General features: G+C 67.2%; 13 protein-coding genes. 8 read left to right on the top strand and 5 right to left on the bottom strand.

Translation table 11 applies throughout. The annotated features are described in order from the left end of the window. The first annotated feature begins 59 nt into the window (after positions 1–59). Positions 60–398 (top strand): hypothetical protein, encoded by a 339-nt coding sequence (locus TSB10GB4_RS14755; RefSeq protein ID WP_244570918.1) that lies wholly within the window; start codon positions 60–62, stop codon positions 396–398. On the opposite strand, the gene TSB10GB4_RS14750 is transcribed toward TSB10GB4_RS14755, so the two are convergent. Continuing rightward, positions 399–1,076 carry a YafY family protein gene (locus TSB10GB4_RS14750; protein ID WP_186396315.1) on the bottom strand — a complete coding sequence of 226 codons (678 nt, stop codon included), beginning with the start codon at positions 1,074–1,076 and terminating at the stop codon, positions 399–401. Between the two features lie 89 nt (positions 1,077–1,165). Here TSB10GB4_RS14750 and TSB10GB4_RS14745 point away from each other — a divergent pair, with 89 nt between their 5' ends. From TSB10GB4_RS14745 to TSB10GB4_RS14725, 5 genes are all read left to right on the top strand, one after another. After that, on the top strand, positions 1,166–1,762 hold the full coding sequence (locus tag TSB10GB4_RS14745) for a hypothetical protein (RefSeq protein ID WP_186396314.1): 597 nt from the start codon (positions 1,166–1,168) through the stop codon (positions 1,760–1,762). Between the two features lie 296 nt (positions 1,763–2,058). Then, positions 2,059–3,480, top strand: a complete 1,422-nt coding sequence (locus TSB10GB4_RS14740; RefSeq protein ID WP_186396313.1) for a circularly permuted type 2 ATP-grasp protein — start codon at positions 2,059–2,061, stop codon at positions 3,478–3,480. Positions 3,481–3,486: 6 nt separating this feature from the next. Continuing rightward, on the top strand, positions 3,487–4,434 hold the full coding sequence (locus TSB10GB4_RS14735) for an alpha-E domain-containing protein (protein WP_186396312.1): 948 nt from the start codon (positions 3,487–3,489) through the stop codon (positions 4,432–4,434). Between the two features lie 75 nt (positions 4,435–4,509). Beyond that, positions 4,510–5,331: a transglutaminase family protein gene (locus TSB10GB4_RS14730; RefSeq protein ID WP_186396311.1), complete on the top strand. Its 822-nt coding sequence runs from the start codon at positions 4,510–4,512 to the stop codon at positions 5,329–5,331. 120 nt (positions 5,332–5,451) lie between these two features. After that, entirely contained in the window at positions 5,452–6,183 is a 732-nt protein-coding gene (locus TSB10GB4_RS14725; RefSeq protein ID WP_186396310.1) for a proteasome-type protease, read from the top strand. An 11-nt stretch (positions 6,184–6,194) separates the two neighbouring features. Here TSB10GB4_RS14725 and TSB10GB4_RS14720 read toward each other — a convergent pair whose 3' ends face one another. From TSB10GB4_RS14720 to TSB10GB4_RS14710, 3 genes are read right to left on the bottom strand one after another with little or no spacing between them, the layout of a single operon-like run. Further along, positions 6,195–6,893: an ATP-binding cassette domain-containing protein gene (locus TSB10GB4_RS14720; RefSeq protein ID WP_186396309.1), complete on the bottom strand. Its 699-nt coding sequence runs from the start codon at positions 6,891–6,893 to the stop codon at positions 6,195–6,197. A gap of 2 nt (positions 6,894–6,895) precedes the next feature. Then, a complete protein-coding gene (gene devC, locus TSB10GB4_RS14715) occupies positions 6,896–8,083 on the bottom strand; it encodes an ABC transporter permease DevC (protein ID WP_208984811.1) in 1,188 nt (395 codons plus the stop codon). After that, on the bottom strand, positions 8,080–9,327 hold the full coding sequence (locus TSB10GB4_RS14710) for an HlyD family efflux transporter periplasmic adaptor subunit (RefSeq protein ID WP_186396308.1): 1,248 nt from the start codon (positions 9,325–9,327) through the stop codon (positions 8,080–8,082). Before TSB10GB4_RS14710 ends, devC begins: the two co-directional genes overlap by 4 nt. Before the next feature lie 61 nt (positions 9,328–9,388). On the opposite strand from TSB10GB4_RS14710, the gene TSB10GB4_RS14705 reads away from it, so the two are divergent. After that, on the top strand, positions 9,389–10,045 hold the full coding sequence (locus tag TSB10GB4_RS14705; RefSeq protein WP_186386480.1) for a TetR/AcrR family transcriptional regulator: 657 nt from the start codon (positions 9,389–9,391) through the stop codon (positions 10,043–10,045). 12 nt (positions 10,046–10,057) lie between these two features. Here TSB10GB4_RS14705 and TSB10GB4_RS14700 read toward each other — a convergent pair whose 3' ends face one another. Next, positions 10,058–10,975 carry an endonuclease/exonuclease/phosphatase family protein gene (locus tag TSB10GB4_RS14700; RefSeq protein ID WP_186396307.1) on the bottom strand — a complete coding sequence of 306 codons (918 nt, stop codon included), beginning with the start codon at positions 10,973–10,975 and terminating at the stop codon, positions 10,058–10,060. 252 nt (positions 10,976–11,227) lie between these two features. Here TSB10GB4_RS14700 and TSB10GB4_RS14695 point away from each other — a divergent pair, with 252 nt between their 5' ends. Then, entirely contained in the window at positions 11,228–12,052 is an 825-nt protein-coding gene (locus TSB10GB4_RS14695; protein WP_186386478.1) for a hypothetical protein, read from the top strand. The last annotated feature ends 18 nt before the right edge of the window (positions 12,053–12,070 follow it).

Below are 12,070 nucleotides of genomic sequence, written 5' to 3'. Positions count from 1 at the left end.
ACACGCTCCGCGACGGGCGGGGCATCGGACCAGGGAGACCGGCCATGGAGTGCGATCGCTTGAAGACCACCGGAACCGGCAGGACGGCACGACGCCTCACCGCGGCAGCCCTTTCCGCCCTCCTGCTGTTGACGCTCGCCGCGCCGCCCGCCTTCGCCCAGCGCCCGGACCTGCGGCAGATGACCTGCGCCCAGGCGCAGAACCTGGTCGCCCGGCGCGGCGCGGTGGTGATGACCACCGGCCCCCACACCTATGACCGCTTCGTCGCCGGCCCGCGCTGGTGCGACCATTGGGAGACGGTGCGTCCGGCCCAGGTGCGCACCCGCGACAGCAATAGCTGCATCGTCGGCTATCTCTGCGAGACGCCGCTGTTCTCGCCCTGGGGGAGCTGGCGCTGATCACAGCGTGGCGAGATAGTCCTCGAAACGCCGGCCGCGCTCGTTCGGCGCGCGCTCGCCGGTGTCCTCGATGGTGGCGATGCGGTCGACACGAAAGTTGCGGAAGTCCTCCCGCACCTCGCACCAGCCGGTCAGCAGCCATACCTCGTCGAACACGGTGAGGCCGAGCGGGCGGACACGCCTGCGGGTCTGCCGCCGGCTGAGGTCGACATAGCCGAGCGTCACGATCCGCCGGTCGCGGATCACCCGGCGCAGCTCCGGCAGCCAGCGATCGACGACACCGGCCTGCGGGTGCTCCCGCGTTACCGCGCGCAGCGGCAAGCGGTCGGTGACCTTGCCGGCCCCCTCCCCCGATGCCGCGCCGATCTTGCCGGAAACCCGCGCCGCCGCGGCGCGCAAAGGCGCATCGCCCCGCGCCCTCACCAGCCGCAGGCCGAGCGCAATCGCCTCCATCTCCTCCGCGTCGAAGCGCAGGGGCGGCAGAAAATAGCCGCGCTCCATCTGGTAGCCGAGCCCGGCCTCGCCGCGCACCGGCGCACCCATCGCCTGAAGCGTGGCCATGTCGCGATAGATCGTGCGCGGCGAGACCTCGAGCGCATGGGCGAGCGCCTCGGCGGAGACCGGCGCACTCGCCTCCCGCAGGCGGTCGAGCAGGGCAAACAGACGAAAGACCTTCATGGCGCCATCCGTAGCGCAGGCCCCTGACAGAAGGTGTCAGGAGCGACGGCGTATCTCCCGCACTGCATCACGCAGCACAGGAGCATTCCATGCAGGGATATTGTCTCGAAGTCGTCGCCTACGAGATTGAAGATCCGGCCCGCGCCGACCATGAACGCAGGCTCGCACTCGACAAGGCGAGAGCGCTGCCAGGCTTCCTCGCCTGGACGCAGCTCACGGGAACCGGCGATGCGGCCCGGCGTGTCGACCTCGTCGCCTGGAAAAGCGAGGACGCAGCGCTCTCGGCCGCGCGCGAGGTCGGCGAAGCGGCTGAGTTTGCCGGCTTCCGCGCCACGATCAGCGGCGTTGCCAGCATGGGCCACTATGCGGCGAACCAGCCAGCCCCGGTCGGCCTCCTCGCCGGGGACGGACTGGAGATCGGCCGCTTCCGCCTGAAGCCGGGCGTGACGGAAGCGCAGATGCGCGCCGCCCATGCCCAGATGGTGGAGCGCCATCTCTCCCGCCAGCCCGGCTGGCGCGGCCAGCGGCTCCTGCGGCTCGACCATGGCGTCTTCCTGGATCTTGCCGCCGCCGACAGCCGGACACGGGCCATCGCCATCTGCGAGAGCTGGACGGGCACTGCCGATTGCGAGGCCTTCCTGGCCCTGATCGAGGCCGAGAGCATGGAGTTCGGCGAAGTGGTGTGATCCGAAAGGCCTCGGAGCCCGGCAGGACGACGCATTCCACAGCCGGGATGCGCCGTTTTGCGTCGCCGCCGTCTCCCGGTTTGACGTCCCCCGCCAGCAGGTTAAGCTTGTTGCCGCAGGGTCCTATCCCGCCGGCCTGCCTGCGGGAAATGCAGAACGGGTATTTGGTTGGCGCAATTTCGGACTTGGAAGGCGCCTCCCCGGTTTGCGAACATGGGTTCTGCCGGCGGATCGCCGAAGCGGCCCGCGCGGCAAAACAACAAGACGGGGCCGAGTGCGAGGGGGTAGAGACACGCATGGGGGAGAGCACCATTTTCAACGAGATGCTGACCGCCGACGGCAAGCCCCGCGCGCCCTACAGGCGGCTCGCCGAATGGTTCGACACCCTGTCCCCGGCGGAGATGCGCAAGAAATCGCGCGAAGCGGAGACGATTTTCCGCCGCCTTGGCATCACCTTCGCCGTCTACGGCACCTCCGAGGCCACCGAACGGCTGATCCCCTTCGACATCGTCCCGCGCGTGCTGTCGGCGTCCGAGTGGCGGCGCCTGTCGGCCGGCATCGACCAGCGGGTGCGCGCGCTCAACGCCTTCCTGCATGACATCTACCACCGCCAGGAGATCGTCCGGGCCGGCCGCGTGCCGGCGGAGCTGATCCTGCAGAACGAGGCGTTCCTGCCGGAGATGATCGGCTTCGCCCCGGCGCGCCGGGTCTATGCCCATATTATAGGCACCGACCTCGTGCGCGTCGGCGAGGACGATTTCTACGTGCTGGAGGACAACACCCGCACCCCGTCCGGCGTCTCCTACATGCTGGAGAACCGCGAGACGATGATGCGGATGTTCCCCGAGCTGTTCCAGCAGAACCGGGTGGCGCCGATCGAGCACTATCCGGACATGCTGCGCGAGACGCTTGAGAGCGTCGCGCCGGAGAACTGCGACGGCGATCCGACCGTCTGCATCCTGACGCCGGGCATCTACAACTCCGCCTATTTCGAGCATGCCTTCCTCGCCGACACGATGGGCGTGGAGCTGTGCGAGGCGCGCGACCTCTATGTCGAGGACGGCAAGGTGTGGATGCGCACGACGCAGTCGCCGCAGCGGGTCGACGTGATCTACCGGCGCATCGACGACGCCTTCCTCGATCCGCTGACCTTCCGCCCCGACAGCATGCTCGGCGTGCCGGGCCTGTTCGACGCCTACCGGGCCGGCAACGTGACGATCTGCAATGCGCCGGGCACCGGCATTGCCGACGACAAGGCGATCTATGCCTATGTGCCGGACATCATCGAGTTCTATACCGGCCAGAAGCCGATCCTGAAGAACGTGCCGACCTGGAACTGCGCCAAGCCGGACGACCTTGCCTATGTGCTCGACCGCCTGCCGGAACTGGTGGTGAAGGAGGTGCACGGCTCGGGCGGCTACGGCATGCTGATCGGCCCGACCGCCTCCAAGCGCGAGATCGCCGAGTTCGCCAAGCGGCTGAAGGCCAATCCCGCCAACTACATCGCCCAGCCGACCCTGGCGCTGTCGGCTTGCCCGACCCATGTGCAGTCGGGGCTGGCGCCCCGCCATGTCGACCTCCGGCCCTATGTTCTGGTCGGAGACAAGGTGCGCATCACCCCCGGCGGCCTGACCCGCGTGGCGCTGAAGAAAGGCTCGCTGGTGGTGAATTCCAGCCAGGGCGGCGGCACCAAGGACACCTGGGTTCTGGAGGACTGACGAACCATGCTCGGCCGTACCGCCGCATCTCTGTTCTGGACCTCGCGCTACAACGAGCGGGCGGAGAACATGGCCCGCCTGCTGGAGGTGGGATACCGCATCGCCATGACGCCGCGCCTCGGCCAGGACGCCGCCGACGACTGGCGCTCGACCCTGGTCAGCGCCGGCTGCGACCAGGGCTTCTTCAAGAAGCATGAGGAGCCGACCAAGCGCACCGTGGTCTCGCACATGCTGTTCGACGCGGACAATCCCTCCTCCGTGCGCTCCTGCATCGAGGCGGCGCGCAACAACGCCCGCTCGGTGCGCACCGCCATCACCGGCGAGATGTGGGAGAGCCTGAACACGACCTATATCGAGTTCATGGAAGTGCGCCCGCAGCACATGACCGACGACAAGCTGCCGGGCTTCCTGACCTGGATCAAGCAGCGCTCGATGCTGTTTCGCGGCGCCATGCTCGGCACCTTGATGCGCGACGAGGGCTACCACTTCTCGCAATTCGGCTGCTTCATCGAGCGGGCCGACAACACCTCGCGCATTCTCGACGTGAAATACTGGATCCTGCTGCCGGACAACGAGGTGGTCGGCGGCGACCTCGACCGCTATCAATGGTCGACGATCCTGCGCTCGGTCTCGGCCCATCGCAGCTACCGCCACGCCTATCGCGACGCGCAGATCCGCCCCTTCAACATCGCCGAGTTCCTGATCCTGCGGAAGGAGATGCCGCGCTCGCTGGCCTATTGCTACGACTGGATCGCCGAGAGCATGAACGAACTCACCACCCGCTATGGCGAGCGGCCGATGAGCTACGACATGGCGCAGCGCACCCACCAGATCCTCGACCAGGGGACGATGCGGCAGATCTTCCAAGGGGGCCTGCACGAGTTTCTGGGAGACATGATTGCCAGAAACAACGGGCTGGGCGCGCAGCTCGCCGCGGACTATCACTTTGCCTGAAGCCCGAGCGGCCCGAACGACAAGACGCCGGCGGCCGAGCGCGAAGCCGGACGCAGACGAGGAAGCCGGAGAGCCATGCGCCTCACCGTCAAACATGTAACCCGCTACCGGTACGACCGACCGCTGGCCCATACCGTGCAACAACTGCGCCTGACCCCGCCGACGCTGGCGGGGCAGAAGGTGCTGTCCTGGAGGATCGACGTGCCGGGCTACGAGGGCGCGGCCCGCTATATCGACGCCTTCGGCAATCCGGTCGACGTCATCAGCCACCGCGAGGCCATGACGGAACTGACCATCGCGGTCGAGGGGGTCGTCGAGACGGAGGACCGGGCCGGCGTGATCGGCCACCCGAGGAGCCCGACGCCGGACAGCGTCTTCCTCCGCTTCACGCCGCTGACCCGCGCCAATCCGGCGATCCGCCGGCTGGCGGCGGTCGCCGAGCGCGACGGGGCGCAATCCGTTGCCGGCTTCCACGACCTGATGCAGGCGATCCGCGACAAGGTCGCCTATCGCACCGGCGTCACCGAGGTGCATACCTCGGCCGTCGACGCGCTTAACGCCGGCGAAGGCGTGTGCCAGGACCATGCGCATATCTTCATCGCCGCCGCCCGCGCCATCGGCGTGCCGGCCCGCTATGTTTCCGGCTACATGCTGATGGACGGCGGGCAGGAGTCCGAGGCGCACCATGCCTGGGCCGAGGTGCTGCTGCCGACGCTCGGCTGGGTCGGCTTCGACGTGTCGAACGGCATGTGCCCGACGGACCGCTACATCCGCCTCACCTGCGGCCTCGACTCGCGCTCCGCCGCGCCGATCCGCGGCATTCGCATCGGCGGGTCCGACGAGAACATGGATGTGGAAGTGGCGGTTTCACAGGAATCGCAGCAATCTCAGCAATAGCGCCGTTGCCCGGACGGCCGCGAACCTGTCAAATCAGCCGGGTCCGGTGCCCCGTGCGAATCGTCGCCGGATCCTTCCGGCCGGGCGCAAGCCCTCCCCGTTTTCGGAGACTGTCTGGTCATGACCTATTGTGTCGGTCTGAAGCTCGATCGCGGCCTGGTGATGGCCGCCGATACGCGCACCAATGCCGGGCTCGACAATGTCGCAACCTTCAAGAAGCTGCATGTGTGGGAAAAGCCCGACGACCGGGTGATCTGCATGCTGGCCGCCGGCAACCTCGCCGTCACCCAGTCGGTGGTGAGCCTCTTGAGCGAGCGGCTGAAGAGCGAGGAGCCCGGCCGGCCGACCCTGCATTCGGTCGACACCATGTTCCAGGCGGCGCGGCTGGTCGGCAGCGCGGTGCGCGACGTGCGCGCCATCGACGGCGAGGCGCTGGCCGCCAATTCCGAGAGCTTCAGCGTCACCTTCCTGCTCGGCGGCCAGATCAAGGGCGAGGCGCCGCGCCTCTTCCAGATCTATTCCGCCGGCAATTTCATCGAGGCCTCCGCCGACACGCCGTTCCTGCAGATCGGCGAGCACAAATACGGCAAGCCGATCCTCGACCGGGTGACCCGGGCGGACATGCGCCTCGGCCAGGCGGCGAAGCTGGTGCTGCTGTCGTTCAACTCGACCCTGCGTTCCAACCTGTCGGTCGGCATGCCGATCGACATGCTGCTCTACAACACCGACAGTTTCTCCGCCCATCGCCAGACCCGCATCCGCGAAAACGACCCCTATTTCGCGGACCTCTCCCGCATGTGGTCGGAAAAGCTGCGCGACGCAGTCGCCGAAATTCCCGACTTCGAGATCTGAGGCGGCGCGTCTCAGCCCTCGACGATGCGGCCGTCCTCCATCCGCACGATGCGGTCGGCCAGCTCGAGGATGCGGTTGTCATGGGTGACCATCAGCGTCGTCGTGCCGCGTTCGCGGCCAAGCCGGCGCAGCATCTCCACCACCGCCATCCCGCTTTCCCTGTCGAGCGCGGCGGTCGGCTCGTCGGCCAGCACCACCGGCGGATTGCCGACCAGCGCCCGGGCGACGGCAACGCGCTGCTTCTGTCCGCCCGACAAGTTGCCCGGCAGATAGTCCACCCGCTCCGACAGGCCGACGAGATCGAGCACGTGGCGCGCGGCCGCTCGCCCGTCGCCGACGACACGATCCCCGTGCACGGCAAGCCCCATATGGACGTTCTGCAGCGCGGTGAGGCTTTCGTGCAGATTGTGCGCCTGGAAGATGAAGCCGAGCTGCCGCCGGCACGCGACGAGCTCCGCCTCGCTGGCGCCCTTGAGCTCGCGGCCGAGCAAGTCCACCGAGCCCGCCTCGACCTGCCGCAGGCAACCGATCAGGGTGAGCAGCGTCGTCTTGCCGGAACCGGACGCGCCCATCAGCACCACCAGTTCGCCGCGCCGAACCTCGAGATCGACGTCGAACAGCACCTGCTTGCGCGCCTCGCCGCTGCCGAACCAGTGACTGAGCCCGCGCACGACGATGGCCGCGGATGCGGAGATGAGATCGCCGGCCATGGTCAGAACAGCTCCGCCGGATTGGCCCGCGCCAGCCGCCGCGTTGCGATGGCCCCCGACAGCGCGCACATGGCGAGCGTGCCGAGGAAGACGAGGAGCGGCCGCTCCGCCGGCATGAAGATCGGCAGGCCGGTGCCGGCGGCCACCGCCGCATAAAGGCCGAGCGCCACGAGAACGCCGGGCACGAAGCCGAACAGGGCGAGGATGAAAGCCTCCTCGAAGACGATGCCGAGGAAAAAGCGCTGCGGATAACCCATCGCCTTGAAGGTGGCGTATTCGCGGATGTGGTCGGCAACGTCGGTGGACAGCACCTGATAGACGATGATGACGCCGACAAGCACCCCGATGACGACGCCGAAGCCGAAGACGACGCCGACGGGCTTTTGCGTCGTCTGAAAGCGCTGGTCGCGGGCCGCCGCCTCGCCCAGCGTCCACACCGCGCTGTCGGAGGCCGGCAGCGCGGCGCGCAGGCGCGCCAGCACGGCCGCCGGCTCGGCGCCCGGCGCAAAGCGCACCAGCACATAGTTCGGCGCGCCCGGCAGGCGGGCGGGGAACAGGCGCAGGAAGGTCTGGTCGGAGACGACGAGATAACCGTCTGCCGAAAAGCCGCCGCCGATCTCGAACGTGCCCGTCACCGTGATCTCCCGCCCGCGCGTCTCGAAGCGATAGGGCTCGCCCGCCTCCACGGCCGCGAACAGGCCAGCCGGCACATTGCGGGTCAGGCTGTCGATCAGCGCGGTGTCGGGCAGCGTCAGGCTCTCGACCTGGCGGGCAAGGGCCGGCTCGCGGAAGGGTGCGCCGGTCGGATCGACGCCGAACAGGTCCATGGCGCGGATGGTGCCGTCCGGCTGCTTCCAGTCGATGCGGCCGTAGTAGAAGCCGGTGGCGGAGGCGACACCCTCCACGGCAAGCGCCTGATAGAGCCGGCTGCGCGGCAGCGGGCTGCCATCGAACAGGGTATTGGCATCGGAGGCGGAGACGAGAATGTCACCGTTCAGCGCCGTGTAGGGCAGGCGGATGCTCTCCACCAGCGCGCCGAGAAAGCCGAGTTGCATGAAGATCAGCACATTGGCGAAGGCAACGCCCGAGACCGCAGCGGCCAGCCTCCCCTTGTTGTGCACGAGCTGCAGCCAGCCGATGGGCAACCGGCCGAGAAGCGCGGTGAGCATGGGGGTGAGCGGGCCCGTCACATCCCCTCTCCCGTCTTGATCCGGGCGGTGACCTGCAGGTTGGTGAAGCGGCGCACGCGGGCAATGTCGGCCGGATCGATGGCGACATAGACCTTGATCACGCGCGCATCGGTGCGCGCGGCCGGATCCGCGCCGGTCGCGGTCTGCCGGCCGACATCCCAGCCGATCCGCTCGACCTTGCCCCAGATGGCCCCCTCGAACGCCTCGCCAGTGATCTCAACGGGAGCGCCGGTCTCGATGGCACCGATGCGCGACTGATAGACCTCGATCTCCGCCATCATCTTGTCGATGTCGCCCATGTCGAGAATGCCGCGCTCGCCCGGCCGCTCGCCGGGACGCACATGGATATCAAGCACGACGCCGCCGGCCGGCGCCGGCACCAGGGAGCGCGCAAGATCGGCCTGCGCCAGGGCAAGGGAAGCCTGCGCGGCATCGAGATTGCGCAAGGCGACCGCGATATCGGCCTGGGCGTCCGGCGTGTCGGCGAGGTAGCGGCCGAGCGTCGCCCGCGCGCTTTCCACCTCGTGGTCCGCCGCCTGCGAGCGGGCAAGCGCATCGTCATGGGTGGCGCGGGTGACATGGCCGCGGGCGAGCAGTTCGCGGGAGCGCTCCAGCTCGCGCCGGGCCGTGGCGGCGGCAACCTCCGCCCGCTCCAGCGCGGCGCGCGATTCCGTCCGGCTGGCAGCGACAAAGACCCGCTGCCGGGCAAGCTCGGCCTCGCGCAGGCGGACCGTCGCCTCCGCCGAGGCCAGCGCCGCCAGAAGCTGCGGCCGGTTGTCGAGCTCGGCCAGCGGCTGGCCCGCCTCGACGCGCTCTCCTTCCGCGACCAGCAGCCGCGCGAGGCGGGCATCGGCGGCTCCAAAGGGCGGCGCGACGGTGACGACGAACCCGTCCGGCAGCAGCCGGCCAAGGCCGAAGACGGCGGCGGTTTCCTCGTCGCTTGCGGCAGGCAGAGGCGCCGCCGGAGCGCCCGTTTCGGCGGCCTGCCAGGGCAGAACCCCGCGCGCCTGCAGGACAATGCCAGCGGCAAGGCCGCCGCCGACCAGCACGAGACCGAGCGCAAGGCTACGCAGCCGGGAGAGGATCGGCCATAGTCGCGAGCGGCCCGAACCGGGATGCGACGACTCGCGCCGCACGACCGCAAGCGGCAGCGGGGCCGCCTCGCCGCGAGATAGAGCGGGGTGCGAAGGCTCGGCTCTGGCGCCCGCTTTGGCGTCCGCGGCAGGGTTCGGGATTGAGGACATGACACGATCCTGTTAATGACCATAAAGTCATTAACAGCGCGCGACAGGAAGTGCAAGGACGATGACACAGAGCGATTCCGCAGCGGAAACACCGAAGCCCCGGCGCCGGCGCAAGGAGGCGCGCCCTGGCGAGATCATCGATGCGGGGCTGCAGGAGTTTGCCGAAAACGGCTTCGCGGCGACGCGGCTGGAGGACGTCGCAAGGCGCGCGGGCGTCGTGAAAGGCACGATCTACCGCTATTTCGCCAGCAAGGAGGAGCTGTTCGAGGCGGCGCTCTCCTCGCGCATCACGCCGTTCTTCGACGACGTGGCGGGGCTGGTTGCGGCCTATCCCGGCTCGTCGGAGGACCTGGTGCGCACCGCCCTGCCCCGCATCTACAAGGCGCTGTTCGAGGACGGGCTGCACGTCTTGATGCGCATCATCATCACGGAAGGCGGACGCTTTCCGACGATTGCCGAGCAGTACCACCGCCGCGTCATTAGCCGCGGCCAGGAGGTGCTCGCCGCCCTCGTGCGCCGGGGCGTGGAGCGCGGCGAGTTCCGCCGCAGCGCGCTCACCGACCTGCCGATCGTGATCGTCGCACCGGCGGTGATGACCATCGTCTGGAAGATGACCTTCGACCGGTTCGAGCCCATCGAGGCCCGGCGGTTTCTCGCCGCCCATATCGACATGGTGCTGGAGGGATTGCTGGCGAAGGACGACAAGACGAAGTCCTAGCCGGAGGCAGCCTCAGGCCGGGACGGGCGCGCGGCGGGGGACTCGGACGGCGGATTGGGGCGCGGATGGGCTTGCCACGTCGATGATGATCGGCAGCTCCTCCGCTGTCGAGGCGAGATGATACATGATCGGCGCGTGATCGATGTACTCCCACAGATTATAGCCGGGGTGGGGGTTCTCCGCGATGCACTGGGCAAGACCGCCATTCCGCCAGGCATAGTCGAGCACGGCCTCGCGCTTGCCCTCGAAATAGCCGAACTCGTCGAAGCCGCGAGTCACATGGGTCGGCGCGACCCTGGGCGGAACCTGCCCCCAGCCGGCCTGGGTCATATAGGCTTTCGCATCCCAGGGGACGCTGTCGAACGGAACGTTCATGTCGCCGATCAGCAGCGCCGGGCGTTTGCTTCGGTTGATGTGCAGCGCCGCTTCGTAGATCTCCTTCATCGCCTGCTCGCGAATGACCGCCTTGGCGTGGATGGCGCCGATCGTTGCAAGACCGGTCGGCAGGATCAAGGTCGGCCGGACGTGGTCGGGCTCCCAATACCAGTCCACCCTCTCGCCCAATCCCTGCAGAACCGGCAGCCGCTCGTTCCAGAGGAAGCCGAAATTGCAGACGCTCTTCGTGCCCGCCCTCGTCGGCGACCAGCGGAAATCGCCCTGAAAGGCCGGCTTGGGATGGCCAATGACATTCAGGCGCGAGGCGAGATAGTTGACGAAGGTGTTTCCCATGCCGCTGCCGTCCGTGACCTCCGCCAGGACGATCAGGTCGACATGATACGTCTGGTACCACTGCACCACCGTGTCCACGACGAACTGCACGGCGGTGCTCATCTCGTAGCGATAGGGGACGTTGTCGTTCGGGTGGATCTGGTTCTTCTTCTCGATGTTCCAGAACCCGACGGTAAGAAAATCTACGCCGCGTTTCGGCATCCCGCGCTCACTCCACAATACGAAATGAAAATAGCTGGGCGAACCGTAGGGAAACCCCGGTCGCAAGACGGCCTATCGTAGGCAGACACCCCCAAAGATGGCAATGACAAAATTTACAATTTTTAGTATTGAAAGGCATATTGACCCTTGATAGGGTTGCCGCGTCTTTCCGACAGAAGGTATATTCCGATGAAAGAACTTTACGCTAAAGCATTGAATGGTCAGATTTATGCGACCGAGACCGACACTGCCGTGGCCATCCAGGTCTACAACAACCTGCCCGTGAAAATCGCGATCTACAACTCAACCAACACCGGGATGCGCCAGCTTCTGGGCCATATCGAGCCGGCCTCCAATGCGGCTGTGACGGGAACGGACGGCGACTATCTGGTGATCGCCTCGGCGATGAGCGGCAGCTTCATCAGCGCCTATGCCCTGACCACGAGCGAGACGAGCTACACAGTCGACAATTCGGTGCTGACCGCGCCGAACGACATCGGCTCGATCCCCGAACCGACCTCCAATATCCTGGTCCCGGTCAACTCGCCGCTGGTGATGGTCGCGATCTCCACCATCTCGCCCGACGGATCGACCACCAACTACATCACCCGCGAGCAGTTCTGGAACCTGCAGGGCGACAGCTATAGCCTGGCGGTCGGCGAGAGCCGGACCGTCAGCTACACCATTGTCGCGGGGCGCCAGACCACCTCCTCGACGCAGGACACGGTCGGCGCCAGCATCGGCGTCGATGCCCATGCGGGCTGGGGACCGATCTCGGCTGGCATTTCAGCAAGCCTGAATGCGGAATCCACCACCTTCCAGCAGGTCACGGTCAACGAGCAGACCACGTCCTACATGTCCGACACGGTGACCAATTCCGGCGACGACGACCTTGTCGTCCTGCGCTGGCAGATGACGGACGTGATCACGATCTTCTCGCCCAGCTATCAGCCGCTGGCCTCGATCGTCAGCGGACTGAACCCGATCATCGTCAAGAGCTACAATATCTCCGACCTCATCACCCCTGTGGTTCCCTCGGAGGTCATGATCCGCAAGATCCCGGTCAGAATGGGGTGAGCGACTGCCAGCGGACCG

The sequence above is a fragment of the Stappia sp. TSB10GB4 genome (assembly GCF_900185745.1).
Lineage (GTDB): Bacteria > Pseudomonadota > Alphaproteobacteria > Rhizobiales > Stappiaceae > Stappia.
Note: the sequence above shows the minus strand (reverse complement) of the source record. Positions and strands in the feature narration are given on the sequence as shown.

What these genes read in the sequence shown, in the direction of transcription:
- TSB10GB4_RS14750 (WP_186396315.1), bottom strand. Translation starts at nt 1,076, where the DNA reads ATGAAGGTCTTTCGTCTGTTTGCCCTGCTCGACCGCCTGCGGGAGGCG.
- TSB10GB4_RS14710 (WP_186396308.1), bottom strand. Translation starts at nt 9,327, where the DNA reads ATGTCCTCAATCCCGAACCCTGCCGCGGACGCCAAAGCGGGCGCCAGA.
- TSB10GB4_RS14720 (WP_186396309.1), bottom strand. Translation starts at nt 6,893, where the DNA reads ATGGCCGGCGATCTCATCTCCGCATCCGCGGCCATCGTCGTGCGCGGG.
- TSB10GB4_RS14725 (WP_186396310.1), top strand. Translation starts at nt 5,452, where the DNA reads ATGACCTATTGTGTCGGTCTGAAGCTCGATCGCGGCCTGGTGATGGCC.
- TSB10GB4_RS14745 (WP_186396314.1), top strand. Translation starts at nt 1,166, where the DNA reads ATGCAGGGATATTGTCTCGAAGTCGTCGCCTACGAGATTGAAGATCCG.
- TSB10GB4_RS14705 (WP_186386480.1), top strand. Translation starts at nt 9,389, where the DNA reads ATGACACAGAGCGATTCCGCAGCGGAAACACCGAAGCCCCGGCGCCGG.
- TSB10GB4_RS14700 (WP_186396307.1), bottom strand. Translation starts at nt 10,975, where the DNA reads ATGCCGAAACGCGGCGTAGATTTTCTTACCGTCGGGTTCTGGAACATC.
- TSB10GB4_RS14730 (WP_186396311.1), top strand. Translation starts at nt 4,510, where the DNA reads ATGCGCCTCACCGTCAAACATGTAACCCGCTACCGGTACGACCGACCG.
- TSB10GB4_RS14740 (WP_186396313.1), top strand. Translation starts at nt 2,059, where the DNA reads ATGGGGGAGAGCACCATTTTCAACGAGATGCTGACCGCCGACGGCAAG.
- TSB10GB4_RS14735 (WP_186396312.1), top strand. Translation starts at nt 3,487, where the DNA reads ATGCTCGGCCGTACCGCCGCATCTCTGTTCTGGACCTCGCGCTACAAC.